Origin of the sequence: Streptomyces sp. NPDC050121 (genome assembly GCF_044460385.1) — a bacterium.
Lineage (GTDB): Bacteria > Actinomycetota > Actinomycetes > Streptomycetales > Streptomycetaceae > Streptomyces > Streptomyces soliscabiei.
In genome coordinates this window covers 405,512-431,443 of the sequence record NZ_JBITJV010000002.1, presented here as the reverse complement: position 1 = coordinate 431,443, position 25,932 = coordinate 405,512, and the positions used below count along the sequence as shown (strand labels likewise).

Below are 25,932 nucleotides of genomic sequence, written 5' to 3'. Positions count from 1 at the left end.
TGCCTGTGACGCAGGCGTCCGGGCGCGCAGGCCATGTGCTTGCGGGGACAGCCGACGTACGAAAGGTCTCTGCACGCCGGCCGCCCGGACACCTTCAACGTATGACACCGCGTGTCACCTCGCAAGGCACTGAGTGCCAGAACTTCCTCTCAGCTGAAATCTTTACGTAACAAATGAGCGATGATCGATCGAACGAGGTCTGAAATCCGCGAGAAAAGGTGCCCTGACATGCCAAAACGGCCACCCCGTGGGGTGGCCGTCGTCACAGCGTGAAGGGTCTTTCCGGCAGCGGTTCCCGGCAGCGGTTCCCGGCAGCGGCTCAGCGCTCCTTGAGGGCCTGCTCGATGGCGCGCATGACCTCGTCCAGCGGGGCGTCGGTGCGGGCGACCGTCACCAGGACCTCGCCCTGCGCGGAGATCGTCGCCGGGGCCTGCGCGGGGGCGCCGACGCTGCTGCGGCCCACTCCGATGCCCGTCCTGAACGTCTTGTGCACGATCGCGAAGGCGTGGTCGAGCTGGGCCTCGACGTCGCCCTGGCCGCCTGCCCTGAGCCAGCGCCGCAGGACGTGGTTGTGGGCGGTGACCACGGCGGACGCGGCGACCTCGGCGAGCAGCGGGTCGTCGTTGGCATCGTCGTCATGGGCGTGCTCGTCGAAGTGGCCGAGCAGATAGCGGGTGAAGAGCCGCTCGTAGCGGGCCACCGACGCGATCTCCGCCTCGCGCAGGGTGGGCACCTCGCGGGTCAGTTTGTAGCGGGCGACCGAGATCTCCGGCCGGGCCGCGTACATCTTCATGACTTCCTTGATGCCGCGGCACACCGTGTCGAGCGGATGCTCGTGCGCCGGGGCCGCGTTGAGCACCGCCTCGGCCCGGATCAGCGTGTCGTCGTGGTCGGGGAAGATCGCCTCTTCCTTGGAACGGAAGTGGCGGAAGAAGGTGCGGCGGGCGACCCCGGCGGCGGCCGCGATCTCGTCGACGGTGGTCGCCTCGTACCCCTTGGTCGCGAACAGCTCCATGGCCGCGGCCGCCAGTTCTCGGCGCATCTTGAGCCGTTGGGCGGCCGCGCGGCTGCCTGCGGCACTCTCCGGCGCGTCGGGCGTGGCTGGTGTACGTGAGGACCTGGCGGGCTGGGGCATGACCCGAACGTACTGCATGTGCGCAGCTCGGTGCGCGTGTCCGGGGTTTCCCCCGCCCTCGGCGGGCGGGGGTCCGCCAGCGGGGCCGAGCAGTCCGCCCCAGTCCTCGTGCGCTCGGAACCAGTCGCCGACGCCGTCAGCGGCGGGCATATTCGCGGAAGCCGCGGCCGGTCTTGCGGCCGAGGCAGCCCGCGGCCACCAGGTGCTCCAGGAGCGGCGCGGGCGCCAGGCCCGGGTCGCGGAACTCGCGGTGCAGGACCTTCTCGATGGCGAGCGAGACATCGAGCCCGACGACGTCCAGCAGCTCGAAGGGGCCCATCGGATAGCCGCCGCCCAGCTTCATCGCCGCGTCGATGTCGTCGAGCGACGCGTAGTGCTCCTGCACCATCTTGATCGCGTTGTTGAGGTACGGGAAGAGCAGCGCGTTCACGATGAAGCCGGCCCGGTCGCCGCAGTCGACCGCGTGCTTCTTGATGTTCACGCACACCTCGCGGACCGTCGCGTGGACGTCCTCGGCCGTCAGCACCGTGCGCACGACCTCGACCAGCTTCATGGCCGGCGCCGGGTTGAAGAAGTGCATGCCGATCACGTCCTGCGGGCGTGAGGTGGCGCGGGCGCAGGCGACGACCGGCAGCGAGGAGGTCGTCGTGGCGAGGACCGCGCCGGGCTTGCAGACCTTGTCCAGCGTCGCGAAGAGCTGCTGCTTGACCGCGAGGTCCTCGGCGACCGCCTCGACGGCCAGGTCGACGTCGGCGAAGGCGTCGTAGGAGCCGGCGGCGGTGATCCGGTCCAGGGTCCGCGCGGCCGCCTCGGCGGTCAGCCGCCCCTTGTCGACGGATCGGGAAAGGGACTTGCCGATACGGGCCTTGGCGGTCTGGGCCTTCTCCTCGCTGCGGGCGGCGAGGACGACGTCGTAGCCGGCCTTGGCGAAGACCTCGGCGATGCCGGAGGCCATGGTGCCGGAGCCGGCGACGCCGACCGAACGCACCGGCCGGCCGGCGCCCGCGGCCCCGTCGGACAGGGGCGTCAGCGCGTCCGGGACGACCGTCGCGCTGCCGGGGGAGTCGTAGGTGTAGAAGCCGCGGCCCGACTTCCGGCCGGTCAAGCCCGCCTCACTGAGCTGCCCCAGGATCGGGGCGGGGGCGTGCAGCCGGTCGTGGGACTCGGCGTACATGGCCTCCAGGACCGTGCGGGCCGTGTCGACGCCGATCAGGTCGAGCAGCGCGAGCGGGCCCATCGGCAGCCCGCAGCCCAGCCGCATCGCCGCGTCGATGTCCTCGCGGGAGGCGTACCGGGCCTCGTACATCGCGGCGGCCTGGTTGAGGTAGCCGAACAGCAGGCCGTCGGCGACGAACCCGGGCCGGTCGCCCACCGCGACGGGCTCCTTGCCGAGGTCGAGCGCGAGGTGGGTGACGGCGGTGACGGCGGCGGGCGCGGTCAGCACCGAGGAGACGACCTCAACCAGCTTCATCGCCGGCGCCGGATTGAAGAAGTGCAGGCCCAGCACCCGCTCCGGGCGGGCGGAGTCGGCGGCGAGCCGGGTGACGGACAGCGCGTTGGTGCCGGTGGCGAGGACGGTCTCGGGCCGCACGATCCCGTCCAGCTCGCGGAAGATCTGCTGCTTGATCTCGTACGACTCCGGCGCCACCTCGATGACCAGGTCGGCGCCGGCCGCCGCGCGCAGGTCGGTGGAGGTGCGGACGCGGGCCAGGACGGCCGTGCGCTCCTGCTCGGTGAGCCGGCCGCGCCGCACGGCACGGTCGGTGGAGGCCTCCAGCGCGGCGAGGGACCGCGCGGTCTGCGCCTCGCTGATGTCGATGCCGATCACCTCGCGACCGGCCTTCGCCAGGACCTCGGTGATACCGGTGCCCATGGTGCCGAGGCCGATGACGGCGATCGTCCGGAGCGGGGACAGAGGGGTGTCGGACAGGGGAGCGGCCATCGCGGAACTCCAGAAATGAGGTGACGACTGGGAACGCGCCCGGATACGCCGAGCGAGCCTCTGCGAGGCCTGGGCGCAACGGGTGCGGAAAGCAAGGAGTGCGGGTGATGCCGGGCTACGAGCGCACACGCCCGGTGCCGTCGCCCAGGGCGTGCACACGCCCGGAGACGAACGGGAGATCCGACCGGCCCTGTCCCGTGGCCGGGTCGTACAGCGGTACGAGGTACCGAACCGACTTCTCGCGGCGACTGCGTCACCAGGCCACCGCGAGGAGGTGAAGCGAAAGGGTGATTCGCTCGTATGAGCTTAACCGGTGGGTAACGAGCGCGCCAGCCCTGGTGGCTGTGATGTAACTCCCTGACCGACCGAGCCTCTAGGCTCGCGTCATGGACGAAGAGTTGCGAATGCTCACGGAGCGTTTACGGCGGGAGTCGGGTGGCGCGGCGCTGTACGAGCGGCTGACGGCCACGGGCGATCACGACGAACTGGCGGGCGTGCTCATCGCGTCGGGACAGCCGTTGTGGGCCCGGGAGCTGGCCGCGTTCCGGCTGGGCCTCGCGGGGGACCGGCGTGCCTTCGAGGCGCTCGTCCTGCTGCTCAACCACCGCGACCCGCCGCGCTGCGCCTCCGCCGCCCATGCCCTGGCCCGCCTCGGCGACCCCCGCACCGCGCGCGCCGCGGCCGCCCTGGCCACCAACGAACTGCGTGTCGCCTACGCCCTGCATCCGGTCCGGCTCCTCGTGGACCTGCGGGCGCCCGAGTCCGTGCCCGCGCTGATCACGACGCTGCGCCGGCGGCTGCGGCCGCACGACCCCCACCGGCGGGTGGCCCTGGCGTGCGTGGAGGGGCTCGGCGTGCTGGGGGACGGCCGGGCCCGGCCGGTGCTGAACGACGCCCTCGCCCACCCGGCGCTCGCGGAGGCCGCGGTGCACGCGCTGGCGCGGATCCCCCGACAGCGGTGAGGAGCGGCCGGCCGACAGCCGTCAGACCGGGAGGGGACTGAGATACCGCACCTCGGGCACGGCGACGCCCGCCACCTCGAAGGGCTCCTCGGCACCGTCCGCATGGAACCCGGCACGCTCGTAGAAGCGGCGGGCCGGGGCGTTGCCCCTGAGGACCCACAGGTACATGCGGGGACGGCCGAGGGCGCCGGCCTGCCGGACCGACTCCTTCAGCAGGGCACGGCCGACGCCCGTGCCGATGTGCCCGGTGTCGACGTAGAGCGCGTACAACTCGGCGTCCGCGGTGCGGACTTCACCGTCCCGGTAGGCGCCGTGGGCGGCCCAGCCGACCACCTTTCCCGCCTGCTCCGCGACCAGGTTCACCACCTCGGCGCCGCCGCGCCCGAAGTGCGCCCGACGGCGCTCGGCGTCCTCGCCGACGCTCAGCCCGTCGAGGTAGGACTGCGGCATCAGGCCCCGGTAGGCGCTCTGCCAGCCACGGACACGGATCTCGCAGACCCGGTCGACGTCGGCGAGTGCCATGTCCCGTACGACGACCGGGGCGCTCACTCGCCCACCACCGCGAACGCCTCGATCTCCATCAGGAACTCGGGGCGGACCAGCGCGGCGACCTGCACGGCCGAGGCGGCCGGGAGGCGGTCGTCGGGCAGGTGTGCGGCGCGGGCCGTGCGGATCGCGGGCATGTGGGCCATGTCCGTGACGAAGTAGGTGAGTTTGACCACGTCGTCGAAGCCGGCGCCGGCCGCGGCGAGGCAGCGCCGCAGGTTCTCGAAGACCTGGCGCGCCTGGGCCTCGGGATCGCCCTCGCCGACCAGTCGGCGGTCTTCGTCGAGCGGGAGTTGACCTGCGACGGCGACGAAACGGCCGGTGCCCGTCACGACGTGGGAGTACTGGGCCGCGGCGGCGACTCCGTCGGGGGCGGGGATCCTGGTCAGTTCACTCATGCGTCCATGGTGGACCATGCGTGTCACCATCTGTCGCTAATTAGTTCGAGATTCGAATATCCTCCCGAGGGGAAGATCGCCTTCCGCCGAAGTGAGCGCGGACTAGGCCGGGTTGGTCCGGCTGTGGAAGGTGATGGAGAGTGGCTGGTGCGCAACTTCCCGATGAGATATCCGGCATGGACCCGCGTCAGGACGCGGCGAAGACGTTCGGGCAGTTCCTGGAGGAGAAGTGGACAGCGGTCTGCCGTGGCCTGGGGGTGGACCAGTGGGAGACGGAGACCGTACTGCGGGACCTGAGGGAAGTGATCCACCCGTGGGGCACGCGGCCCGTCGGAACCCGGTGCGATCCACCCTCGTTCGTCTCCGCCGACGGCTTCCCCGCCGAACTCTCCGTCAGCTGGAAGGGTGGCCGGCCCGAGGTCCGCATCCTCTTCGAGTCGCTCGGCTCCGACGGCACCCCGCTCGGCTGCCAGGAGGCCGGCCGGGAGCTGACGCGTCGACTCGCCGGAAGCCCCGGGACGGACATCGCGCGCTATCTGAGCATCGAGGACCTGTTCATCACGTCCGCGCCCGACCGCTACCGGGCCACCCTCTGGCACTCGTTGGCCTGGCGGCCGGGTAAGCGGCCCCACTACAAGGTCTACCTCAACCCCCAGGTGCACGGCCTGGACGGCGCCTACGACGTCATGGCGGAGGCCATGCACCGGCTGGGCCTGGCAAACGCCTGGGAGCCGGTCGCGCACCGCGGCGCGGAACTCGCCGGGCGCGGGCACGAGTTGGAGCTCATGGCCCTCGACCTGGACGGCGGAGACACCTCCCGGGTGAAGGTCTACTACCGGCATCTCCCCATGCCCATGGGCGAGTTGGACACCGTGGGGGCGATGGCGCACCGCTATGAGCAGGCCCGGGCGGCCCGGGCGCGAAGCGTCATCTACGGGCGGAACGGCGGCACCGTGAGCAACGAGCCGATGACCTGTCTGGCGTTCCGGGAGGGCACGCCCGGCCCCGAGGAGGCCAACGTCTATCTGCGGCTGCCGGACAACACCCGTTCCGACGCGGAGGCGGCCGAGCGCATCGCCCGGCTCATGGACGTGGAGGGCATCGACCCGCGACCGCACGCCGAGATCCTGCGACAGCTGACGGCGGGACTGCCCGAGGACACCGGGGGGCTGCAGGAGTTGTGCAGCTACCGGACGATCTCACCGCAACTCCCCGCGGACATAGGCGTGTACCTGCGGTTCCGAACGTATGCCGACCCCGTGCTCTGACCACGAAGCCGTTCCCCTGGCGGCGTGAAGGCTCCGCTCGGCCGATGACGACCTCGCGGAGCCCCCTCACACGCTCTACGTCAGCCACACGTCAGCCGCGCGTCAGCCACGGAATCCCAGCAGCCCGTGCAGCGCGGCGCCGCGGGCCGTGCCCGAGGCGACCCTCGCGCCCAGCGGCTTCGGGTCGGGCTGCGCCTGGCACACCGCGTCGACCCCGCCCGTCCCGCCCGTCCCGCGCGGCACGGTGCCGTCGCTCAGGTACTTCGCCAGGTGCTTGTCCAGGCAGGTGTTCCCGCTCATTGTGATGCCGTGGTTCTGGCCGCCCTCCTCGACGACCAGGCTGGAGTCGCGCAGCAGTGCGTGGACCGTCGCGCCGCCCTCGTAGGGGGTGGCCGCGTCGTTCGTCGCCTGGAACAGCAGGACCGGCGGCAGATCGTCGTTGACGAGGTTCAGCGGCTCCTGGGGCTCGCCCGGCCAGAACGCGCACGGTGCGTTGTACCAGGCGTTGTTCCAGGTCATGAACGGCGCCTTCGCGTACACCGACCAGTTGTCCGTGCGCCACTGGTGCCACTCGCGCGGCCAGGAGGCGTCCCGGCACTGCACGGAGGTGTAGATGCTGTAGCCGTTGTCCCCCGCGGAGTCGACGGCGGCGAAGTTCTCGTACGCCTCGACCAGCGGATCGTCGTCCTTGGCGTTCACATACGCGGCGAACGCCTCGGCGAGGTGGGGCCAGTAGCCGTTGTAGTAGCCGCCGGGCATGAAGGTGTCCTCCAGCTCCGAGGCGCCCACCTTGCCGCCGGCCGGCTTCTTGGCCAGAGCTGCCCGCATCGCGTACCACTTGGCCTCGACCCCGGCCGGGTCGGCGCCGAGCTTGTACCTCTTGTCGTACCTGGCGATCCAGGCCATCAGGGCGCGGTGGCGGTCGTTGAAGGCCAGGTCCTGGGTGAGGTTGTCCTCGTACCAGACCCCGGTGGGGTCGACGACCGAGTCCAGGACCAGGCGGCGCACCCGCTGCGGGTAGAGCTTGGCGTACACCGCGCCGAGGTAGGTGCCGTACGAATAGCCGAAGTAGTTCAACTGCCGCGTGCCGACGGCGGCCCGGATCGCGTCCATGTCGCGCGCCGCGCTGAGCGTGTCGATGTACGGCAGGACGCTCGCGTACTTCTTGCCGCAGGCCGCGGCGAACGACCGGGCGCGCTTGAGGTTGGCCCGTTCGATCGCCCCCGTGCTCGGCACGGAGTCCGGGCGGACCGGGGCGAAGTGGCCGGGCTTGCAGTTCAGCGCGGGGGTGCTCCTGCCGACTCCGCGGGGGTCGAAGCCGATGACGTCGTACTGGGCCGCCACCGCCTTCGGCAGTGCCGAGGCGACGAATCCGGCGAGGCTCAGCCCCCGGCCGCCGGGGCCGCCGGGGTTGACCAGCAGCGGTCCCTGGTACGTCTTCGCGGTGTGCGGGACACGGGACAGCGCCAGCGTGATCTGCTTCCCGCCCGGCTGCTCGTGGTCGAGCGGCACCTTCAGGGACGCGCACTGCAGGCGCGGCTGGTCGGTGGTGGCGCAGCTCTTCCAGGAGAGCTTCGCCGCGCGGGCGGACGCCGCGGGGTGCGACGGGCTCGCTCCGGCGGGCACGGCCGTGACCGTCCCGGCCACGATGGCGGCGGCAGCGCACAGCACGGCTGCGCGTTTGTTCATGAGTGCTCCCGGGACGCAAGGGACGGAAACGGACGGACCGTGCAGGTCACGGCCCTCGCCGCATCGTCCCGAAAAGATCGTCCGGAAGAACCTGTTCCGGCGTTACTTGACCCGTTCGGGTTGCCGGATGCGCTCGAACGCGCTCAGATCAGCGTGAGTTGGACCGGCCCGGCCCCGGCGGCCCCGACGGCCGGTCCGACGGCCCCGGCCGACCCGTCCGGCTCAGTGGGGTCGGTCGGGTCGGGCTGCGCGATCCGGCGGGGCATCCCCGCGCGCGTGGGGCCGATGCCGTACTCCTCGGCCAGCTCGTGGACCTGACGGGTGATCCGCCGCTGGTACCACTTCGGGGCGTACGCGCCGTCCGCGTACAGCCGCTCGTAACGGCGCACCAGGTGCGGGTGGTGCTGCCCCAACCAGGCCATGAACCACTCGCGGGCGCCGGGGCGCAGATGCAGCGCCAGCGGGGTGACGGAGGTGGCCCCGGCGGCCGCGATCGCCCGCACGGTGGCGCGCAGCTGGGCCGGCTCGTCGCCGAGGAACGGGATCACCGGTGCCATCAGCACCCCGCAGCCGATGCCGTGGTCGGTGAGGGTCCGTACGACGTCCAGGCGGCGCTGCGGGGCCGGGGTGCCCGGCTCGACGGTGCGCCACAGCTCGGTGTCGGTGAAGCCGACGGAGACCGAGACGCCCACGTCGGTCACCTCGGCGGACTGCCGCAGCAGGTCCAGGTCGCGCAGGATCAGCGTGCCCTTCGTCAGGATCGAGAAGGGGTTCGCCCGCTCGCGCAGGGCGGACAGGATGCCCGGCATCAGCCGGTAGCGGCCCTCCGCGCGCTGGTAGCAGTCGACGTTGGTGCCCATCGCGATGTGCTCCCCCTGCCAGCGGGGGGAGGCCAGCTGGCGGCGCAGCAGCTCCGGCGCGTTCACCTTGACGACGATCTGGGTGTCGAAGCCGACGCCGGTGTCGAGGTCGAGATAGCTGTGCGTCTTGCGGGCGAAACAGTAGACGCACGCGTGCGTGCAGCCCCGGTAGGGGTTCACGGTCCATTCGAACGGCATCCGGGAAGCGCCCGGCACCCGGTTGAGGATCGAGCGGGCCCGGATCTCGTGGAACGTGATGCCGGCGAACTCGGGCGTGTCGAACGTCCTGGTCGTGACCGTGTCCGCACCGAACAGCACGGCGTCCGCCGCCCGGTCGTGGCGGGTCTGAACGGTGAGGTTGTCCCAGCGCATGACGCCTCCTCGGTAGCCCTGCCCACACAATAGAACATGTGTTCCCATGATCGTGCGACGGACCTTCGGCAGTCCTTTTCGATCGCCGGGCGATCGCTTCCGTGACCCCGATTTGGGCGGCTGCGGACCGGGGTGGTTGGCTTGCCCCGCACCTGAGCAAGCTGAGCAACCCTGAGCAACAAGGACCTGGAGGAACCCCATGGCGCAGGTCGAGGCCACCACCGAGCGGGTCGTCGCTGCGGACCCGGAGAAGGTGTTCGACACCATCGCCGACTACAGCGGCACGCGCGCGAATCTGCTGCCCGAGCACTTCAGCGAGTACGAGGTGCGCGAGGGCGGTGACGGCGAGGGCACCCTCGTCCACTGGAAACTCCAGGCCACCAGCAAGCGCGTGCGCGACTGCCTCCTGGAGGTCGCCGAGCCGACCGACGGCGAGCTCGTCGAGAAGGACCGCAACTCCTCGATGGTCACCGTCTGGCGCGTCACCCCGGCCGGCGAGGGCGCCTCCCGGGTCGTCGTCACCACCACCTGGGACGGCGCCACCGGCATCGGCGGCTTCTTCGAGCGGACCTTCGCGCCCAAGGGCCTCGGCCGGATCTACGACGTGATCCTCGCCAACCTCGCCACCGAGGTCGAGAAGTAGATCAACACCCGTGCGCTCCCTGCGCGTTGATCCCCTTCACTGGTTCGAGTGGATCTCCCTTGTGACCGGGATGGCGCCGTAACTCGTCGCGCTTGCTCGTGGTTGTCGCTTTACGCGGGAATTGTGTGGCAGGTGCGACGAGGGGAGCGGGACATGGGCGGGATCACTCTGGTGCAGGACGAGCCGGTCACGGCACGTCCCGCGGAAGCGGAGGACCCGCCAGGGGCGTCGGCCGCCGGGAGCGGACCGAGCGGCCGCCGGGTGCGGCTGGTCTTCTTCGCCCTCATGCTCGCGCTGCTGCTCGCGGCGCTGGAGCAGATGATCGTCGCCACCGCGCTGCCGAAGATCGTCGGTGAACTGCACGGCCTGGACCGGATGTCCTGGGCGATCACCGCCTACCTGCTCACCGCCACCGTCGGACTGCCCGTCTACGGCAAGCTCGGCGACCTCCTCGGCCGCAAGGGCGTCTTCCAGTTCGCGATCGTCGTCTTCGTCCTCGGCTCCGCGCTCGCCGGGCGGGCGCAGACCATGGATCAGCTGATCGCCTTCCGGGCCGTCCAGGGCGTCGGCGCGGGCGGGCTCATGATCGGCGTGCAGGCGATCATCGCGGACATCGTGCCGCCCCGGCAGCGCGGCCGGTTCATGGGCCTCATCGGCGCCGCGTTCGGCCTCGCCTCGGTCGCCGGACCGCTGCTGGGCGGCTACTTCACGGACCACCTCTCCTGGCGCTGGTGCTTCTACATCAACGTGCCCTTCGGACTCGTCACCCTCGCCGTCGTCACCGTCGTGCTGAAGCTGCCGAAGCCGACCGCGAAACCCCGGTTCGACGTCCTCGGCGCCCTGCTGCTCGCCGTCGCCTCCACCTGCCTGGTGCTGCTGACCAGTTGGGGCGGCACCGAGTACGCCTGGGACTCGAGCGTCGTCGTCGGTCTCGGCGCGGGCGCGGCCGCCGCCGCCGTCTTCTTCCTCGTCGTCGAGGGCATTGCCGCCGAACCCCTCATCCCGCTGCGGCTGTTCAGGGACCCCGTCTTCAACGTCACCGCACTGGTGGGCCTGGTGATCGGCGTCGCGCTGTTCGGCGCCGCGAGCTATCTGCCGACCTTCCTGCAGATGGTCGACGGGGCCTCCGCCACCGAGTCCGGGCTGCTCATGCTGCCCATGATGGGCGGCATCGTCGGCGCCTCGGTCCTGTCCGGGCAACTCATCACCCACACCGGCCGCTACAAGATCTATCCCGTCCTCGGCAGCGCCCTCGCCGCCCTCGGCATGTGGCTGCTGTCCCGGCTGCAGGCCGACACGCCCCGGCTGCAGTACAGCCTCTGGATGGCCGTCCTCGGCGCCGGCATCGGCCTGGCGATGCCCGTCCTCGTCCTCGCCGTGCAGAACTCCGTGCGCCCCGCCGACCTGGGCACCGCCACCAGCGCCAACAACTACTTCCGGCAGATCGGCGGCAGCGTCGGCGCGGCGGTCTTCGGCACCCTCTTCGCCGGCCGGCTCGCCGACGCGCTGCGCGAGACCCTGCCCGCTCGTGCCGGCGCCGGCCTCCCGGACCCCGAGTCCCTCACCCCGCAGCTCGTGCACGCACTGCCCCCGGCGCTGCGCGACGCCTGCATCCGGGCGTACGCCGACGCCATGCCGCGGATCTTCCTCTACCTCGTACCGGTGCTCGTCCTCGGGCTGCTCATCGCCTGCTTCCTCAAGGAGAAACCGCTGGTGTCCCACAACGCCGCCGAAACGGAGCTCGTGTCCGCGCCCACGCCGGTCCTGCAGGCCCGGGCGCCGTACACCGCCGGAATCCCCCTCTGCGGCACGGTGCAGCACCCCGACGGGAGCGTCGTGCCCCGCGCGGCGCTCACCCTCATCGATGTGACGGGCCGCCAGGTCGGCCGGGGCGCGAGCGGCGAGGACGGACGGTACGCGCTGGCCACGCCCGGCTCCGGCGCGTACGTCCTGATCGCCGCCGCCGGCGGCCACCAGCCGCAGGCCGTCTCCGTCACCGTCGGCGAACGCCCCGTCGAAGTGGGCATCGTCCTCGGTGGCGCGGGCCGCCTCGCCGGGAACATCGTCACCGCGGACGGCTCCCCGGTGCGGGAGGCCACCGTCACCCTCACCAACGTCCACGGCGAGGTCGTCGCCAGCACCCGCAGCGGTCGCGAGGGCGGCTACGTCATCACCGAGCTCGTCGCCGGGGAGTACACCCTCGCCGCCGGTGCGCCCGCTTTCCGTCCGGCCGCCCTGCCGGTCAGCGTCCAGGCCTCCCACGAGACCCGCCAGGACGTCGAACTCGCCGGCGGCGCCGTACTGCGCGGCACGGTCCGGGCCACCGGCGGGCGCCCCGTCGAGGACGCGCGTGTGACCGTCCTGGACGCTGCGGGCAACGTCGTGGACACCCTCACCACGGGCTCCGACGGGGTGTTCCGCTTCGTCGACCTGTCCTCCGGCGAGTACACCGTCATCGCCACCGGCTACCCGCCCCTCGCCACCGTCCTGCACCTGGCGGGCGGCGGCCGCACCGAACGCGACCTGCAGCTCGGCCACGCGGACTGACCGGCCCGTCCGGGCCCGGGACGTGCGGCGTACCCCGGCGCACCCCGGTGAAACCAATTCCATCATTGCCGCACATGCCGACGGACGCGCACCGTACGGTGGGGACTGCGGGACAGATCTTGCGTAGCTCTGGGGAGAGAGGGCCTGGGCCATGGACCGTGGCACCGAGAGGGACGCACCTCCCAGCCGCGGAGCAGGGGGCGAGACGGCCGACGGCGTGGCCGACGCCGGGCGCGTCCCGCTGGCCGTGGTCGTGGTGGACCGCGAGGGCCTCGTCTCCCACTGGAGCACCGGCGCACGCCGGCTCTTCGGCGCCGCCAAGGAGGAGGCGATCGGCCGGCCCGCGATCGATCTGCTCCCCGTCTCCGGCGCGCTCCCCGACCCCGAGGACGACCTTCCGGACGCCGGATACGGGACGGCCGGGGGCTACGGCGCCTACGACGGTCCCGGGCCCGGGTTGGACTCCTCCCTCGACCGGGGTCTCGGCTACCCGGCCGCCGGGCGGGCCCGGCTGACCGTGCCCGAGCGCGACGGCGACCGCGTCGACGTGTTGTGGTGGGCCTACCCGCTGGTCGGACCGGGAACGGAACGGCTGCTGGTGCTGGCCGCGGACGCGGCGGCGCTGCACAGCGACGATCCGGCGGACCGGGCGGCCGTCGAACGCATCGCCCCCGGCTTCGCCCTGCACACCGACTTCCCCGGCGCCGAGGACCTCGCCCGCCGGCTGCCCGAGATCCTGCCCAGCATGAGCGTCGGCGAAAGCGCCCGTATCGTCGCGCAGATCCTCGAACTCGGCTATCCCGTCCTGGAGTTCAGCCAGAGCGACCGGGTGCCCGTGACCCCCGACTGGGGCGTCGCCCGGCGCGTCGAACGCAGGGTCCGCCGCGAGCGGGCCGCCCGCGCCGTCGCCGAAGGGACGCCCCTCCCGGAGGACCTGGCCGACGACAGGGAGGACCTCGAGTACGTCGCCGTCCGCGAACGCCTTGAGTTCCTCAACGAGGTCAGCGGGAAGATCGGCACCTCCCTCGACCTGTCCCGCACCATCGTCGAGGTCAGCAGAGCCGTCGTCCCGCGCTTCACCGACGTCGCCGGCACCTATCTGCGCGAACAGGTCGTCGCCGGCGAGGGGTTCCCCGACGGCGTGCCGGACACGACCACCATGTGGCACCGGGTCGCCCTGGAGCACACCGACGAGCCCGGCCGCTGGGACGACGTGGTGCCCGTCGGCGAGGCCATGCCCTTCCCCGCGCACACCCCGTTCTTCCAGTGCATGACCACCGGCGAACCCGTCCTCGTGCCGCGCATCAGCGAGCAGATGGGCCACGCCATCGCCTCGCAGTTCGAGAAACGCGACATCCGGCCCCTCATCACCGGCCGCTCCATGCTCGTCGTCCCGCTGAAGGCCCGTAACGTCGTCCTCGGCTTCATGATCCTGCTGCGCCACCCCGAGCGCGCCGTCTTCAACGACATGGACCGCGTCACCGGCGCCGAACTCGCCGCCCGCGCGGGCCTCGTGCTCGACAACGCGCGCATGTACACCTACCAGGAGAGCGTCGCCGAGACCCTCCAGGACAGCATGCTGCCGCACATCCCGCCCCGCATGGCGGGCTGCGACATCGCCACCCGCTATCTGCCGGGCACGCTGCTGGGGCGCGTCGGCGGCGACTGGTTCGACTCGGTGAAGCTGCCCGGCGCCCGCACCGCCCTCGTCGTCGGCGACGTCATGGGCCACGGCCTCAACTCGGCCGCCATGATGGGCCAGTTGCGCACGGCCGTGCAGACCATGGCCGCCCTGGACCTGCCGCCCGCCCAACTCCTGCGCAATCTCGACGACTTGGCGCAACGGCTCGGCGACACCTACCTCGCGACCTGTCTGTACGCGGTCTACGACCCGATCGAGAGCGAACTGCACCTCGCCAACGCGGGCCACATCCCACCGGTGTTGGTGCGTGCCGTCGACGGCCGCAGCGAACTCCTCGACCTGCCCACCGGCGCGCCCATCGGCGTCGGCGGGGTGCCCTTCGAGGCGGTCCGCGTGCGCGTGGAGCCGGGCGACCGGCTGGTCATGTGCACCGACGGTCTGGTGGAGGTGCGCGGCGAGGACATCGGCGTGGGCCTGGCGACGCTCTGCGAGTCCGCCGCCCACCCGGCCGCCGCCATGGACGACGCCTGCGACACCATCATCCGCGCCCTCAACACGCGTGGCGGCCGCAAGGACGACGTGGCTCTGCTCATGACCCGGCTCAACGGCATCGAGCCGGACGACGTCGCGGAATGGCGGCTGCGCATGGACCCGGCCGAGGTGAGCCGGGCCCGCGCGGTGGTCCGTGAGCAACTCCACGACTGGGGGCTGGCGAAAGTGGCCGACGCGGCCGAGCTGATGGTCAGCGAACTCGTCACCAACGCCCTGGGGCACTCCCACCGGCAGCCCGTGGCCCTGCGCCTCGTACGCGGCGACACGCTGCTGTGCGAGGTCGACGACGACGATCACGAACTGCCGACCCTGCTGAGCGCCGGGCCCGGCGACGAGTTCGGGCGGGGGCTGCGCGTGGTGAGCACGCTGGCCCGCGAGTGGGGCGCCAGCCGTACGGGGGCCGGGAAGTCCGTCTGGTTCGAGCTGACGCTGCCGCGCCGCTGACCACCGGCCGCCCCCAGGACGGGGTGCGCGACGGCGTACGGATGTCGAAGGCGGAGTGAAGGAATGCGCTGCCTGCTTGTAGCGGGCCCCCCGGAGCGATAAACCGTACTCGCCCGTCACTTACGGCGGATCGGCCTTGCATCCTGGGGAGTTGTGCATGAGCGTGGCGAGTCGGTACCGGGAGGCGTGGGAGGGTTTCTGGCGGGAGGCCCCGGACGAGCCGGGCGGGGTGTTCTGGGACGCGGATCCACGCGTGACCTCCGCCGTGCACCTGGCCTTCTTCGAACCCCATATCGTCGACGCGGGGCTGGCGTTGGTGGATCTCGGCTGCGGCAACGGCACCCAGACCCGGTACTTCGCCGACCGCTTCCCGCATGTGGTCGGCGCCGATCTCGCCGCCGCGGCCCTCGATCACGCCCGGCGCACCGACCCCGCCGGACTGGCGACGTACCGGCTGCTGGACGCGGCCGAGAAGGGCGCGGCCGACACCCTGCACACCGAACTGGGGGACGCCAACGTCTATATGAGGGGCGTCCTGCACCAGTGCGAGCCCGACGACCGGCAGCCGCTGGTGGAGGGGATAGCCACGCTGGTGGGGGAGCGCGGCCGGGCGTTCCTCGTCGAACTGTCGGAAGCCGCCCGCCCCGTCCTCGGCTCGCTGGCGCAGGGCCCGGCTGGTCCGCCGGCGAAGCTCGCGCCGATCCTCCGGCACGGCATCGCCCCCGGCGAGGTCGCCGACGACGCGGTGCCCGAGTATCTGCGCGCGGCCGGGCTCACGGTGCTGGCCTCCGGTGAACTGCCGCTCGTCACCACCGAGGTCACACCGGACGGCACCCGTATCGAGCTGCCGTCGAAGTGGTTCGTGGCGGCCCGCGCCCTGTGACCGCCCTCACATCGAAAGGGGTGTCGGTGGCGGTCACACTCGCGCGTCGCGCCGTGTCAGGGGGGTGAAGGAAGGCACGGAAACCCCCGCTGAGGAGCTGCTGGCATGTCCACTGCCTATGTTGTCGTCACCGTCGTCGGAGCCGTCATGGCGGGCTTCTCGGCCGCCTCGGTCTTCCTGCGCGCCGAGTGGGCGGTGAAGCCGCTGGCCGACTACGGAGTGCCGCGTGCGTGGTGGCCGTTCCTCGGCGCGGCCAAGGCCGCCGGCGCGGCCGGGCTGCTGGCGGGGCTGTTCGTGCCCGTGGTGGGCGTGCTCGCCGCCGCCGGTCTGGTCCTGTACTTCCTCGGGGCCGTCGTCACCGTGCTGCGGGCCCGCTGGTTCTCGCACGCGCTGTTCCCGCTGGTCTACGCGGCGCCGGTCGTGGCCTCGCTGGTGCTGGCGTTCTGACGAACGGGCGGGTGGGGGGCGGCCGGGAACTCCGGTCGCCCCCCACCCGTGGGGTCAGTCGTCGATCCCGACGGCGTCGAGCACCGCCACCTCGATGCCGTCCAGTCGCTCCCGGTCCGCCACCACGTCGATCCCGGTGATCCCGCCCTCGGTGATCGTGAACATCAGGACCAGCCGCAGCCTGCCCTGCGGCGCCATCGCCAGGCCGACCCGGCCGTCGAGCAGGGCGAGGCCGGTGAACCGGGCGCGGCCGGTCGCCGCCATCGCGCCCTCGGCCACGGGCCGGGCCCCGCCGACCGTGACGGGCTCGGGCGTCGGGACGACGAAACGGTCGGCGGTGAGGACCACGTCCGGGTGCAGCAGGGCGAGCAGCGCCTCGAAGTCGCCGCCGCGCGTGGCGGCCAGGAACGCCTCGACGACCTCGCGCTGCCGGACGCGGTCGTCGGCGGGAACGGCGGCGGGAACGGCGGTGGGCGCATCCGCGGGCGCGGATCCCCGGACGCGTCGGCGGGCCCGGCTGGCCAGTTGCCGCGTGGCGGCCGGGGTGCGCTCGATCATCGGGGCGATGTCGTCGAACGGCACGGAGAACAGGTCGTGCAGCACGAACGCGAGCCGCTCGGCCGGGGCCAGGGCGTCCAGGACGACGAGGAGCGCGACCCCGACCGAGTCGGCGAGGAGCGCCTCCTCCTCGGGATCGCCGCCCTCCCCGGGGCCGACGGCGGGCTCGCTCACCCGCTCGTCGAGTGGGACCTCCGGCCGCGTTCTACGGGAGCGCAGCATGTTCAGGCACACCCGGCCCACCACCGTGGTCAGCCACCCGCTGAGGTTCTCCACCGCACCGATGTCCGCCCCGGCCGCCCTGAGCCAGGTTTCCTGTACGGCGTCCTCCGCCTCGCCGAGCGAGCCCAGCATGCGGTAGGCGACGGCGCGCAGATGAGGCCGGTCGGCCTCGAAGCGCTCCGGTGGCAGCGTCGTGTGCGTGGTCATGAGCGGATCCCCGTTCGTGTCAAAGCGGTGCAGGCTTGTGTGCGCAGATCACAACACGGGGGCGGCCAGCCGCACCAACGTCTCCTCGAAAGAAAGGGCGTCCTTGGGCGGCCGGTTGTGCGGGAGCCGGGCCGGCAGGGCGGCCATGCCGCAGGTGTCGGTCGCCGCCGAGAAGACAGGCCCGCGCCGATCACGGTGAACTCGTGGAGCCGGGTGGCGGCCTGGGCGACGGTCAGGCCGGCAGGGGTGGACACGGGGTGGATGCGGGGGCGGTCGTACGGTCGATCGCGGGGTGGGTCACGGAACAGAACCTTTCGACGGGGTGTTGTCCGCACGGGTAGGATACCCATGGGGGTATGTGGGGTCGCATAGGTGTATGCGGGTCATGGAGGAGGAAATGTGCAACTCGACATGTCGGCCGAGGAACTGAAGTCGGCGCTCAACCGGCTGCGGCGCGCCCAGGGGCAACTCGCGGGTGTGATCCGGATGATCGAGGAGGGCCGTGACTGCGAGGACGTGGTCACCCAGCTCGCCGCCGTCTCCCGGGCCCTGGACCGGGCCGGCTTCGCGATCATCGCGACCGGGCTGGAGCAGTGCATGACCAGTGAGGACCCGGAGATCCGGAACTCCGCGCAGATGCGGGCCCGCCTGGAGAAGCTCTTCCTGTCGCTCGCCTGAGCGCCCGGGATCCGTATCCGGTCACCGGACGGCGCTCACGCCCACCGCCACGGCCTGCAGCACGCCGCCGAAGACGCGCTGCAGGGTCGCGGCGGAGACCTTCGCGGCCAGCCGTCTGCCGTCCCAGGCCCCGAGGACGGCGGTCGCGAGAAACGGCATGATCAGCGTCCAGTCCAGGTGGACGGCCGTGAACGCCCGGGCCGTGAGGGCCGCCAGCGCGTTGGCGGCGACGACCGGCAGACTCGTGCCCACCGCCGCGCTCATCGGCACGGCCAGCACGCCCACCAGCGCGGGTACGGCGAGCAACCCGCCGCCGACCCCGAGGAACCCGGTCACCGCGCCCAGCCCGGCCCCGGCTCCCGCCGCACGCGCCGCCGAGACCCGACCGTCGCCGCGCGGGGCGCGGCGGCGCAGCATGCGGACGGCGGCCAGGGCGGCCAGTCCCGCGAACATCAGCGTCAGCACCGGCTCGGGGACCCGTGAGGACAGAGCCCCCGCAGCCGCGGCCGGCGGCAGACCGGCCGCCGCGAACAGCAGCCCCGCCCGCCGGCGCACCGCCCCGGCCCGCGCGTGCGCGAGGAGTGCGGTGACCGCCGTGGCGATGACGATGACCAGGCCCGCGGTGGTCGCCGCGACCGGGCTGAAACCGAGCAGGTAGACCGGCGCGGGACGGCCAGGATGCTGCCGCCGCCCGCCAGATGGCTGCGATTGCCCAGCCCCTCGGTCTCGAGAGCGTCGACACGGAACACGGCACACCCACTCCTTCACAGAAGCCGAGAATTACCCCGGGGGGGTATCTGGCATCTCCCGTGAACAGAGATACCCCCTGGGGTATTTCCGGGCCATGTCACCGCCACACCCCGCTCCTGCGGCGCGATCCGTCGGACAGGCCCTAGGCTCGGGTACTCCTGGAGTGGACGGGGCCCGACGTGAAGATCCTCATCAGCGCCGACATGGAGGGCGCCACCGGTGTCACCTGGCCTGCCGACGTGCTGCCTGGCACCGCCGAATGGGAGCGGTGCCGGTCGATGTTCACCTCGGACGTCAACGCCGCAGCGCTGGGCTTCTTCGACGGCGGGGCGGACGAGGTCCTCGTCAACGAGGCCCACTCGACCATGCGCAACCTGCTCCTCGAACAGCTCGACGAGCGGGTGGAGCTGCTCACCGGCCGGCACAAGTCCCTCTCCATGGTGGAGGGCGTCCAGCACGGCGACGTCGGCGGCATCGCGTTCGTCGGCTACCACGCGGGCGCCGGCATGGAGGGCGTCCTCGCCCACACCTACCTCGCGAACTCGATCACCGGCGTGTGGCTGAACGACGTACGGGCCAGCGAGGGCCTGCTCAACGCGCATGTCGTCGCCGAGTACGGCGTGCCGGTCGTCCTGATCACCGGCGACGACCTGGCCTGCGAGGACGCGCTCGGGTACGCGCCCGGGGCGCTGAAGGTCGCGGTGAAGGACCATGTCTCCCGGTACGCCGCCGTGTGCCGTACGCCGGCCCGCACCGCCACCGACATCCGGGCGGCGGCAAAGGAGGCGGCACAGCTGGCAGTCCGTCAGGAACCGGTCAGCGGTGGGCCGTTCACCGTCGCGGTGGAGTTCGACGCCGAGCACCTCGCGATGACGGCCACCCTCGTGCCCGGTGTCGCCCGCATCGGCGAGCGGAAGGTCGCGTACACCAGCGCAACCATGTATGAGGGCATCCGTGCCTTCAAGGCGGTCACCACGATCGTCGCGGCCGCGATCGAGGAGCAGTATGGCTGAGCAGCACAGGCACGGCCACGGCCACGGGTGTGGGCAGGAGCGGGAGCGGCATGGCTGACGCGCAGGCACGGGACGAGGTCGTGCGGTTCACCTCCGACCTCATCCGTATCGACACCGCCAACCGGGGCGGCGGGGACTGCCGGGAGCGGCCCGCCGCCGAGTACGCGGCCGCGCTGCTCGCCGAGGCGGGCGTCGAGCCGACGCTGCTCGAACGCACCCCCGGGCGCACCAACGTCGTCGCCCGGGTCGAGGGCGCCGATCCGACCGCCGACGCGCTGCTGGTCCACGGCCATCTGGACGTCGTCCCCGCCGAGGCCGCCGACTGGAGCGTGCACCCGTTCTCCGGGGAGGTGCGCGACGGGGTGGTGTGGGGGCGCGGCGCCGTCGACATGAAGAACATGGACGCGATGATCCTGGCCGTGCTCAGGGGTTGGGCGCGGCAGGGCGTGCGGCCCCGGCGCGACCTTCTCATCGCCTTCACCGCCGACGAGGAGGCCACCGCCGAGGACGGCTCCGGGTTCCTCGCCGACCGCCATCCGGGGCTGTTCGAGGGCTGCACCGAGGCCATCGGCGAATCGGGCGCGTTCACCTTCCACGACGGCGCCGGACGCGAGATCTACCCCATCGCCGCGGGCGAGCGCGGCACGGCCTGGCTGAAGCTCACCGCGCGCGGGCGCGCCGGACACGGCTCCAAGGTCAACCGGGACAACGCAGTGACCCGGCTGGCCGCGGCCGTCGCCCGCGTCGGCGGGCACCCGTGGCCGCTCCGGCTCACCCCGACCGTTCGCGCCGCCCTCACCGAACTCGCCGCGCTGTACGGCATCGAGACCGATCTGCGCGACGTGGACGGCCTGTTGGAGAAGCTCGGCCCGGCCGCCGCCCTCGTCGAGGCCACCGTGCGCAACAGCGCCAACCCGACGATGCTGGACGCCGGTTACAAAATCAACGTGATCCCCGGCGAGGCCGTCGCGTTCGTCGACGGCCGCTGTCTCGCGGGCGCCGAGGACGAGTTCCGTGCGACCATCGACGAACTCACCGGCCCGGACGTCGACTGGGAGTTCCAGCACCGCGAAGTCGCCCTCCAGGCACCGGTCGACGCGCCGGTCTTCGCCCGGATGCGCGCCGCCGTCGAGGAGTTCGCGCCCGAGGGGCACGTGGTGCCGTACTGCATGTCCGGCGGCACGGACGCCAAGCAGTTCTCGCGGCTCGGCATCACCGGCTACGGCTTCGCACCGCTGAAGCTCCCGCAGGGCCTCGACCACCAGGCCCTCTTCCACGGGGTCGACGAACGGGTTCCGGTCGAGGCGCTGCACTTCGGCGTCCACGTCCTCGACAGGTTCCTGCGGACGGCCTAGCGGTCGACGTCGAGGACTGCGCGGCGGTCGCGCCGGCCCTGGCCTACGAGGGCACCGCCGACTGCGACCGGCTGGTGCCGCGGTATCGCTGTTGGTTGCCCGGCAGCGGAGCGGCCGGGTGCCGTGTCCGGCGGGGCCGGGGGCTGCCGCGCGGGGCAGGCTCACTCGGTCGGGTGACGCATGGTGAACGTACGGCGGGCGGCCGTACGCGTGTGTACGTTTGGTGATCGTGAAGCTTGTGGTGCAGGTCAGACTGCTGCCGATGCCCGTGCAGGCGGCGGCACTTCAGGCGACCCTGCGCGCCTGCAACGAGGCGGCGACCTGGGCCAGCAGTGTGGCGTTCGAGAAGGATGCGAAGCGGAACTTCGCGTTGCGCGAGCACACCTACGGTGAGATCAAGGCGCGGTGGGGGCTGGGTGCGCAGGCCGTCCAGCACGTCATCAAGAAGACCTGCGACGCGTACGTCACGCTGAAGGCCAACCTGAGAGCCGGGAACCTGGGCAGGCCGGGCTCGAAGCGCTACCGCAAGGCGGTGGACAAGCCGGTCGCCTTCCGTCCGGAGGGGGCACAGCCCTACGACGACCGGATGCTGTCCTGGCAGATCGACCGGCGCCGGGTCTCGATCTGGACGACTGCCGGGCGGATCAAGGACGTGGCGTTCACCGCCTCGCCGGAACAGTTGACCACTCTGGCCCTGTGCCGGAAGGGCGAGGCCGACCTGCTGTGGCGGGACGGCATGTGGTTCCTGAACGCCACCTGCGACGTTCCCGAAGCGCCGCCGAACACCGATCCGGTGGACTTCCTCGGCATCGACCTGGGCATCGTCAACATCGCCACCACGTCCGACGGCGAGATCATGGCCGGACGCGAGCTGAACCGCATCCGCGTACGTGAGCGCACGCTCCGTACCAAGCTGCAGAAGAAGAACACCCCGTCCGCCAAACGCCGCCTGAAGAATCGGTGCCGCAAGGAGGCGCGACGGGCGAGGGACATCAATTACAAGATCGCGAAGCATGTGGTGGCCGAGGCTGAACGCACCGGTCGCGGGATCGCCTTGGAAGACCTGACGGGCATCCGTGAAAACCATGGGCGGCTGTCTGGCGCTGCTGGCCACCGGCCACGGCACCCCGCACACCCACGCCGGCGCCCGCGGCGGACTGCTGCTGATCGAGGACGTCGGGGAGTCGCCGTACGCGGTGGACCGGGCCCTCACCCAACTCCTGCGCACCGGCTGGCTGGACGGCGTCGCGGGCGTCGCGCTCGGCTCCTGAGACAGGCGCGGCCCGTACGAGAACCTGCGGCCGGTCCTCGCCGACCGGCTCGGCGGCCTCGGTGTCCCCGTGGTCGAGGAGCTCGGATTCGGGCACTGCGAGGGAGCGGTGACCGTGCCCTTCGGCGTGGCCGCCGCCCTCGACGCGGACGCGGGCACCCTCACCCTCGACGCCCCCGCCCTGCGCTGACCTCCCGCCCCGCGGGGCGCGGGCACGCCTCACCCGAACGGTTGCGTCTCACCGTGCGTGACGGAGGCTTCGGGCCCACCCTGGTGGCATGAGCCCGAAGACCTCGAAGATCTCCGAGACCTCCGAGCGCGACGTGAAGGGTCGTGGCAGGGCAGGGGCGCTGACGCCCGCCCGGATCGCCGTCCTGGTGCTCGCCGTCCTGGTGCTCGCCGTCCTCGCCCTGATCTTCATCGTCGAGAACACCCGAGCCACGAAGATCCCCGTCGTAGGCTGACCCGATGCCGCACACCGCATCCCGCTACCTCGCCGAGGGCCCCCGCACCGGTATACGCCACTTCACCTACGAGGACGGGCCGGAGTTCACCGCCCGGGTGCGGGAGAGCAAGGACCTGCACCATCCGTGGCTGTTCCCGCCGGCCACCGCCGACGCGTACACGGCGTACGCGGGCCGGCTGATAGAGGACCGGTCGAAGGCCGGGTTCCTCGTGTGCACCCGGGAGGACGGGGCCGTCGCCGGGTTCGTGAACATCAACAACATCGTCGAGGGCGGCTTCCAGTGCGGTGCGCTGGGCTACGGCGTCTTCGCGCACGCGGCCGGGCGCGGGCTGATGCGCGAGGCGCTCGGCCTCGTGGTGCGGTACGCCTTCGGGCCGTTGCGGCTGCATCGGCTGGAGATCAACGTGCAGCCCGGGAACGCCGCGTCGATCGCCCTCGCCCGGGCCTGCGGCTTCCGGCTGGAGGGCTTCTCCCCGAAGATGATCTACATCGACGGGGAGTGGCGCGACCACGAGCGGTGGGCGATCACCGCAGAGACGGTCACTGAGCAGACGATCACTGCGCAGACAGGCGCTGCGCAGACGGTCAACGACGGGACGCGGGCTTGAAGTTGATCTTCATGGTGTCGAGGTCCGTGGCCGTCGACCTCAGGGCGGCGAAGCCGTAGCCGAGCTCCCGCAGCGTCGTCTCGGCGCGCTCCTCGGCGAGCGCGCCCGCCAGCTCCTCGCCGTCCGCCGCGTCCGACACCACCACGTACCGCATCGAGAAGTGCTTCAGCGGCGACGGCTCGTACGACAGCGAGCCCTCCTCGGTGAACCGCATGCTCGTCAGCCCGTGGCCGTCGGCCTCGGCGAGGAGTCGGGTACGGGCCGCCTCGGTGAGGCCGTCCCACGTGCCGCGGACGATCACCCGATACGTGTGCTGCTCACTCACTGTCACTCACTCACTGTCGATCTTGCGCGCCCGGTCGGTCTCGCGCGCGGGGCGTCGAACGCCCGACTCTACGGCCGGGAAACGGCGCCGCACACGGATTTTTCGTCCTAGTGCCCGCGCCGGTCGGCGTACTCGTACACCGCGCCGTCGGGGTGCCGGACGATCAGGTTGCGGCCCACCGGTGTCGGCACCGGGCCGGCCAGGACGTCCGCGCCCAGCTCGGTGAGGGTCTTGTGCACCTCGTCGACGTCCGTCACGGCGATCGTCGCGGCCACCTTGCGCAGCACCTCCAGCTCGGCCGGGGGGCCGCTCATCAGCAGGAAGCAGCCGACGGCGGCCACCTGCACCCCGCCCCGCTCGAAACGGAGGGCGTCGGTCCCCGCCAGCCGCTCGTAGAAGGAGACCGCGGCCTCCAGATCGTCGACACAGACACGCAGCGTTGCTCCCAGAATGTCCATGCGGACGAGCCTAGTTGGGGTGGCCGCGGCCGGGTGATCCCTTCACCCGATCCTCTCCCCGTCCCCTCGCCGTTTCCCGCCCCGGTGCGCCGGCCGCCGGCGTTATGCGTCGGTGACGGCGGGTACCCGGCGGCCATGGAGCGCATCGATCACCTGGAGCATCTGGACAAGCATCTGGTCGACGAACTGGCGCAGGTGGCGCGCGAGACGATCCGCGACGAACTGCGCGAGCAGTCCCGCAAGCAGCGCCGTAAGGCCACGCTGTACGCCGCGTCCGGCGCCGTCGCCCTCTACGCGGGCGCGGCCGTCGCACTCGCGGTCGGCCTGGCCCTCGACGTGGGCCTGTCGGGCTGGGCCGCGGCGCTGATCACCGCCGCGATCCTCGGCGCCGTGGCGTACCTGCTGCGGGGCGCCGCCCAGCCCCACCCGCCGCGGCCCAGGAGCCACGGGCGGGTCATCGGCGGCACGCCTCCGGCCGGGCCGCCCGGCGGTACCGGGACGGCGTACCCGCCGATGCCGCCGACCGCGCCCGGCACCGGGGTGCCGGCACCGGGCGAGGTGCCGCGCCTGGACGACATCGACCCCGAGAACCCGCACCACCGGGGGTGACACGCGGTGAGCATCCGTCGAGGAGCGGGCAGGGCCGTCGTGGTGACCGGAGCCAGCGGGGGCGTGGGCCGGGCCACGGCCGTCGCCTTCGCCGCCCGCGGCGACCGGGTCGCCCTCCTGGCCCGGGGCCGCGAGGGCCTCGCCGCCGCGGCGGAGGACGTGCGGCGCGCCGGCGGTGAGGCGCTCGTCGTGAGCGTCGACACGGCCGACGCCAAGGCCGTCGAGGACGCGGCACAGCAGGTCGTCGACGTGTTCGGCGGGATCGACGTCTGGGTCAACAACGCCTTCGCCGGCGTCTTCGCGCCGTTCACCGAGATCACCCCGGACGAGTTCCGCCGGGTCACCGAAGTGACTTATCTGGGCTACGTGTTCGGCACCCGGGCGGCCCTGCGGCACATGCTGCCACGGGGCCGCGGCACGATCGTGCAGGTCGGTTCGGCGCTCGCCTATCGCGGGGTGCCGCTGCAGTCGGCGTACTGCGGGGCCAAGCACGCGATCCAGGGGTTCAACGAGTCGCTGCGGTGCGAGCTGCTGCACGCGGGCAGCAAGGTCCGCACGACGATGGTGCAGCTGCCCGCGATGAACACACCGCAGTTCGAGTGGGTCCTGAACCGGATGCCCGGGCGGGCCCGGCCGGTCGCTCCGGTGTACCAGCCCGAGGTCGCCGCGCGGGCGATCGTGCACGCGGCCGGGCACGGCAGACGGCGCGAGTACTGGGTGGGCGGGTCCACGGCGGCGACCCTGATCGCCAACGCGGTCGCACCCGGGCTGTTGGACCGGTATCTGGCGCGGACCGGCTTCGACGCCCAGCAGGACGCCGGCGACCACACAGGCGTGGGGAACCTGTGGGCCCCCGCCGACGGGCCCCATGGGCACGACTTCGGGCCGCACGGGCGTTTCGACGGGGAAGCGGCGGACCGCAGCGCGCAGGAGTGGGTCTCGCGCAACCGGGGCCGGATGGGGAAGGGGCTGCTCGCCGGGGCGCTGGGCGCCTCCGTGGGCGCCGTCGGCGTCGGCCTGCGCCGTCGCGGCCGGCTCTGAGACAGAGCTCTAGCCGCAGCCGCAGCCGCAGCCGCAGCCATC

Annotated in this window: 23 protein-coding genes and 3 pseudogenes; 16 read left to right on the top strand and 10 right to left on the bottom strand. The window is 72.1% G+C overall.

The window, feature by feature from the left end; genetic code table 11:
* Positions 1–319: 319 nt before the first annotated feature.
* Positions 320–1,153 carry a TetR family transcriptional regulator gene (locus ACIBTS_RS04385; protein ID WP_319672988.1) on the bottom strand — a complete coding sequence of 278 codons (834 nt, stop codon included), beginning with the start codon at positions 1,151–1,153 and terminating at the stop codon, positions 320–322.
* Between the two features lie 118 nt (positions 1,154–1,271).
* Complete coding sequence (locus tag ACIBTS_RS04380) at positions 1,272–3,077, bottom strand: 3-hydroxybutyryl-CoA dehydrogenase (protein WP_319672987.1); 1,806 nt, start codon at positions 3,075–3,077, stop codon at positions 1,272–1,274.
* A gap of 386 nt (positions 3,078–3,463) precedes the next feature.
* Here ACIBTS_RS04380 and ACIBTS_RS04375 point away from each other — a divergent pair, with 386 nt between their 5' ends.
* Complete coding sequence (locus ACIBTS_RS04375) at positions 3,464–4,039, top strand: adenylosuccinate lyase (RefSeq protein WP_399316489.1); 576 nt, start codon at positions 3,464–3,466, stop codon at positions 4,037–4,039.
* 21 nt (positions 4,040–4,060) lie between these two features.
* Here ACIBTS_RS04375 and ACIBTS_RS04370 read toward each other — a convergent pair whose 3' ends face one another.
* Together ACIBTS_RS04370 and ACIBTS_RS04365 are read right to left on the bottom strand one after the other, a co-directional pair.
* Positions 4,061–4,561, bottom strand: coding sequence for a GNAT family N-acetyltransferase (locus tag ACIBTS_RS04370; RefSeq protein WP_399316625.1), 501 nt, complete (start codon positions 4,559–4,561; stop codon positions 4,061–4,063).
* Between the two features lie 23 nt (positions 4,562–4,584).
* Positions 4,585–4,983 carry a RidA family protein gene (locus ACIBTS_RS04365; protein ID WP_399316487.1) on the bottom strand — a complete coding sequence of 133 codons (399 nt, stop codon included), beginning with the start codon at positions 4,981–4,983 and terminating at the stop codon, positions 4,585–4,587.
* 176 nt (positions 4,984–5,159) lie between these two features.
* Here ACIBTS_RS04365 and ACIBTS_RS04360 point away from each other — a divergent pair, with 176 nt between their 5' ends.
* Positions 5,160–6,251, top strand: a complete 1,092-nt coding sequence (locus ACIBTS_RS04360) for a tryptophan dimethylallyltransferase family protein (protein WP_319672984.1) — start codon at positions 5,160–5,162, stop codon at positions 6,249–6,251.
* A 102-nt stretch (positions 6,252–6,353) separates the two neighbouring features.
* On the opposite strand, the gene ACIBTS_RS04355 is transcribed toward ACIBTS_RS04360, so the two are convergent.
* Both ACIBTS_RS04355 and ACIBTS_RS04350 read right to left on the bottom strand, forming a co-directional pair.
* A complete protein-coding gene (locus tag ACIBTS_RS04355) occupies positions 6,354–7,940 on the bottom strand; it encodes an alpha/beta hydrolase (RefSeq protein WP_399316486.1) in 1,587 nt (528 codons plus the stop codon).
* Between the two features lie 143 nt (positions 7,941–8,083).
* Positions 8,084–9,172, bottom strand: coding sequence for an Rv2578c family radical SAM protein (locus ACIBTS_RS04350; protein WP_399316484.1), 1,089 nt, complete (start codon positions 9,170–9,172; stop codon positions 8,084–8,086).
* Positions 9,173–9,371: 199 nt separating this feature from the next.
* On the opposite strand from ACIBTS_RS04350, the gene ACIBTS_RS04345 reads away from it, so the two are divergent.
* From ACIBTS_RS04345 to ACIBTS_RS04325, 5 genes are all read left to right on the top strand, one after another.
* Positions 9,372–9,815, top strand: coding sequence for an SRPBCC family protein (locus ACIBTS_RS04345; protein ID WP_079658608.1), 444 nt, complete (start codon positions 9,372–9,374; stop codon positions 9,813–9,815).
* 153 nt (positions 9,816–9,968) lie between these two features.
* Positions 9,969–12,362 (top strand): MFS transporter, encoded by a 2,394-nt coding sequence (locus tag ACIBTS_RS04340; RefSeq protein ID WP_399316481.1) that lies wholly within the window; start codon positions 9,969–9,971, stop codon positions 12,360–12,362.
* 151 nt (positions 12,363–12,513) lie between these two features.
* Entirely contained in the window at positions 12,514–15,000 is a 2,487-nt protein-coding gene (locus tag ACIBTS_RS04335) for a SpoIIE family protein phosphatase (RefSeq protein ID WP_399316479.1), read from the top strand.
* Between the two features lie 157 nt (positions 15,001–15,157).
* Positions 15,158–15,883 carry a methyltransferase domain-containing protein gene (locus ACIBTS_RS04330; protein WP_399316476.1) on the top strand — a complete coding sequence of 242 codons (726 nt, stop codon included), beginning with the start codon at positions 15,158–15,160 and terminating at the stop codon, positions 15,881–15,883.
* Between the two features lie 105 nt (positions 15,884–15,988).
* Positions 15,989–16,330, top strand: a complete 342-nt coding sequence (locus ACIBTS_RS04325) for a DoxX family protein (protein WP_399316474.1) — start codon at positions 15,989–15,991, stop codon at positions 16,328–16,330.
* A gap of 54 nt (positions 16,331–16,384) precedes the next feature.
* Here ACIBTS_RS04325 and ACIBTS_RS04320 read toward each other — a convergent pair whose 3' ends face one another.
* Complete coding sequence (locus tag ACIBTS_RS04320; RefSeq protein WP_399316473.1) at positions 16,385–17,317, bottom strand: sigma-70 family RNA polymerase sigma factor; 933 nt, start codon at positions 17,315–17,317, stop codon at positions 16,385–16,387.
* A 411-nt stretch (positions 17,318–17,728) separates the two neighbouring features.
* On the opposite strand from ACIBTS_RS04320, the gene ACIBTS_RS04315 reads away from it, so the two are divergent.
* On the top strand, positions 17,729–17,995 hold the full coding sequence (locus ACIBTS_RS04315; RefSeq protein WP_399316624.1) for a metal-sensitive transcriptional regulator: 267 nt from the start codon (positions 17,729–17,731) through the stop codon (positions 17,993–17,995).
* Between the two features lie 21 nt (positions 17,996–18,016).
* Here the strand turns inward: ACIBTS_RS04315 and ACIBTS_RS04310 are convergent.
* Positions 18,017–18,744 (bottom strand): annotated as a pseudogene (locus tag ACIBTS_RS04310) (sulfite exporter TauE/SafE family protein).
* A gap of 180 nt (positions 18,745–18,924) precedes the next feature.
* On the opposite strand from ACIBTS_RS04310, the gene ACIBTS_RS04305 reads away from it, so the two are divergent.
* The 6 genes and pseudogenes from ACIBTS_RS04305 (at position 18,925) to ACIBTS_RS04280 (ending at position 23,457) form a co-directional block, all read left to right on the top strand.
* Positions 18,925–19,758, top strand: coding sequence for a M55 family metallopeptidase (locus ACIBTS_RS04305; RefSeq protein ID WP_399316471.1), 834 nt, complete (start codon positions 18,925–18,927; stop codon positions 19,756–19,758).
* A 50-nt stretch (positions 19,759–19,808) separates the two neighbouring features.
* Entirely contained in the window at positions 19,809–21,113 is a 1,305-nt protein-coding gene (locus ACIBTS_RS04300; protein ID WP_399316469.1) for a M20/M25/M40 family metallo-hydrolase, read from the top strand.
* Between the two features lie 229 nt (positions 21,114–21,342).
* Positions 21,343–22,194 (top strand): annotated as a pseudogene (locus ACIBTS_RS04295) (transposase); the annotation flags it as partial.
* Positions 22,181–22,573: pseudogene (locus ACIBTS_RS04290) on the top strand (LD-carboxypeptidase); the annotation flags it as partial. The pseudogenes ACIBTS_RS04295 and ACIBTS_RS04290, both read left to right, overlap by 14 nt.
* An 88-nt stretch (positions 22,574–22,661) precedes the next feature.
* Positions 22,662–22,847: a hypothetical protein gene (locus ACIBTS_RS04285; protein ID WP_399316467.1), complete on the top strand. Its 186-nt coding sequence runs from the start codon at positions 22,662–22,664 to the stop codon at positions 22,845–22,847.
* 4 nt (positions 22,848–22,851) lie between these two features.
* Positions 22,852–23,457: a GNAT family N-acetyltransferase gene (locus ACIBTS_RS04280; protein WP_399316465.1), complete on the top strand. Its 606-nt coding sequence runs from the start codon at positions 22,852–22,854 to the stop codon at positions 23,455–23,457.
* Here the strand turns inward: ACIBTS_RS04280 and ACIBTS_RS04275 are convergent.
* Both ACIBTS_RS04275 and ACIBTS_RS04270 read right to left on the bottom strand, forming a co-directional pair.
* Positions 23,435–23,782: a DUF6204 family protein gene (locus ACIBTS_RS04275; RefSeq protein ID WP_399316464.1), complete on the bottom strand. Its 348-nt coding sequence runs from the start codon at positions 23,780–23,782 to the stop codon at positions 23,435–23,437. The two genes, ACIBTS_RS04280 and ACIBTS_RS04275, sit on opposite strands and share 23 nt — an antisense overlap.
* A 107-nt stretch (positions 23,783–23,889) precedes the next feature.
* Positions 23,890–24,240: a VOC family protein gene (locus ACIBTS_RS04270; RefSeq protein ID WP_079658591.1), complete on the bottom strand. Its 351-nt coding sequence runs from the start codon at positions 24,238–24,240 to the stop codon at positions 23,890–23,892.
* Between the two features lie 135 nt (positions 24,241–24,375).
* On the opposite strand from ACIBTS_RS04270, the gene ACIBTS_RS04265 reads away from it, so the two are divergent.
* Positions 24,376–24,849 carry a phage holin family protein gene (locus ACIBTS_RS04265; RefSeq protein WP_399316462.1) on the top strand — a complete coding sequence of 158 codons (474 nt, stop codon included), beginning with the start codon at positions 24,376–24,378 and terminating at the stop codon, positions 24,847–24,849.
* Between the two features lie 12 nt (positions 24,850–24,861).
* Positions 24,862–25,890, top strand: a complete 1,029-nt coding sequence (locus tag ACIBTS_RS04260) for an SDR family oxidoreductase (RefSeq protein WP_399316623.1) — start codon at positions 24,862–24,864, stop codon at positions 25,888–25,890.
* The last annotated feature ends 42 nt before the right edge of the window (positions 25,891–25,932 follow it).

Bases quoted from the DNA above. Each gene is read 5' to 3' on its own strand.
- ACIBTS_RS04300 (WP_399316469.1), top strand. From the start codon at position 19,809: ATGGCTGACGCGCAGGCACGGGACGAGGTCGTGCGGTTCACCTCCGAC.
- ACIBTS_RS04345 (WP_079658608.1), top strand. From the start codon at position 9,372: ATGGCGCAGGTCGAGGCCACCACCGAGCGGGTCGTCGCTGCGGACCCG.
- ACIBTS_RS04320 (WP_399316473.1), bottom strand. From the start codon at position 17,317: ATGACCACGCACACGACGCTGCCACCGGAGCGCTTCGAGGCCGACCGG.
- ACIBTS_RS04265 (WP_399316462.1), top strand. From the start codon at position 24,376: ATGGAGCGCATCGATCACCTGGAGCATCTGGACAAGCATCTGGTCGAC.
- ACIBTS_RS04280 (WP_399316465.1), top strand. From the start codon at position 22,852: ATGCCGCACACCGCATCCCGCTACCTCGCCGAGGGCCCCCGCACCGGT.
- ACIBTS_RS04340 (WP_399316481.1), top strand. From the start codon at position 9,969: ATGGGCGGGATCACTCTGGTGCAGGACGAGCCGGTCACGGCACGTCCC.
- ACIBTS_RS04385 (WP_319672988.1), bottom strand. From the start codon at position 1,153: ATGCAGTACGTTCGGGTCATGCCCCAGCCCGCCAGGTCCTCACGTACA.
- ACIBTS_RS04370 (WP_399316625.1), bottom strand. From the start codon at position 4,561: ATGGCACTCGCCGACGTCGACCGGGTCTGCGAGATCCGTGTCCGTGGC.
- ACIBTS_RS04325 (WP_399316474.1), top strand. From the start codon at position 15,989: ATGTCCACTGCCTATGTTGTCGTCACCGTCGTCGGAGCCGTCATGGCG.
- ACIBTS_RS04350 (WP_399316484.1), bottom strand. From the start codon at position 9,172: ATGCGCTGGGACAACCTCACCGTTCAGACCCGCCACGACCGGGCGGCG.
- ACIBTS_RS04355 (WP_399316486.1), bottom strand. From the start codon at position 7,940: ATGAACAAACGCGCAGCCGTGCTGTGCGCTGCCGCCGCCATCGTGGCC.
- ACIBTS_RS04360 (WP_319672984.1), top strand. From the start codon at position 5,160: ATGGACCCGCGTCAGGACGCGGCGAAGACGTTCGGGCAGTTCCTGGAG.
- ACIBTS_RS04365 (WP_399316487.1), bottom strand. From the start codon at position 4,983: ATGAGTGAACTGACCAGGATCCCCGCCCCCGACGGAGTCGCCGCCGCG.
- ACIBTS_RS04285 (WP_399316467.1), top strand. From the start codon at position 22,662: ATGAGCCCGAAGACCTCGAAGATCTCCGAGACCTCCGAGCGCGACGTG.
- ACIBTS_RS04270 (WP_079658591.1), bottom strand. From the start codon at position 24,240: ATGGACATTCTGGGAGCAACGCTGCGTGTCTGTGTCGACGATCTGGAG.
- ACIBTS_RS04315 (WP_399316624.1), top strand. From the start codon at position 17,729: ATGTCGGCCGAGGAACTGAAGTCGGCGCTCAACCGGCTGCGGCGCGCC.
- ACIBTS_RS04375 (WP_399316489.1), top strand. From the start codon at position 3,464: ATGGACGAAGAGTTGCGAATGCTCACGGAGCGTTTACGGCGGGAGTCG.
- ACIBTS_RS04330 (WP_399316476.1), top strand. From the start codon at position 15,158: ATGAGCGTGGCGAGTCGGTACCGGGAGGCGTGGGAGGGTTTCTGGCGG.
- ACIBTS_RS04335 (WP_399316479.1), top strand. From the start codon at position 12,514: ATGGACCGTGGCACCGAGAGGGACGCACCTCCCAGCCGCGGAGCAGGG.
- ACIBTS_RS04380 (WP_319672987.1), bottom strand. From the start codon at position 3,077: ATGGCCGCTCCCCTGTCCGACACCCCTCTGTCCCCGCTCCGGACGATC.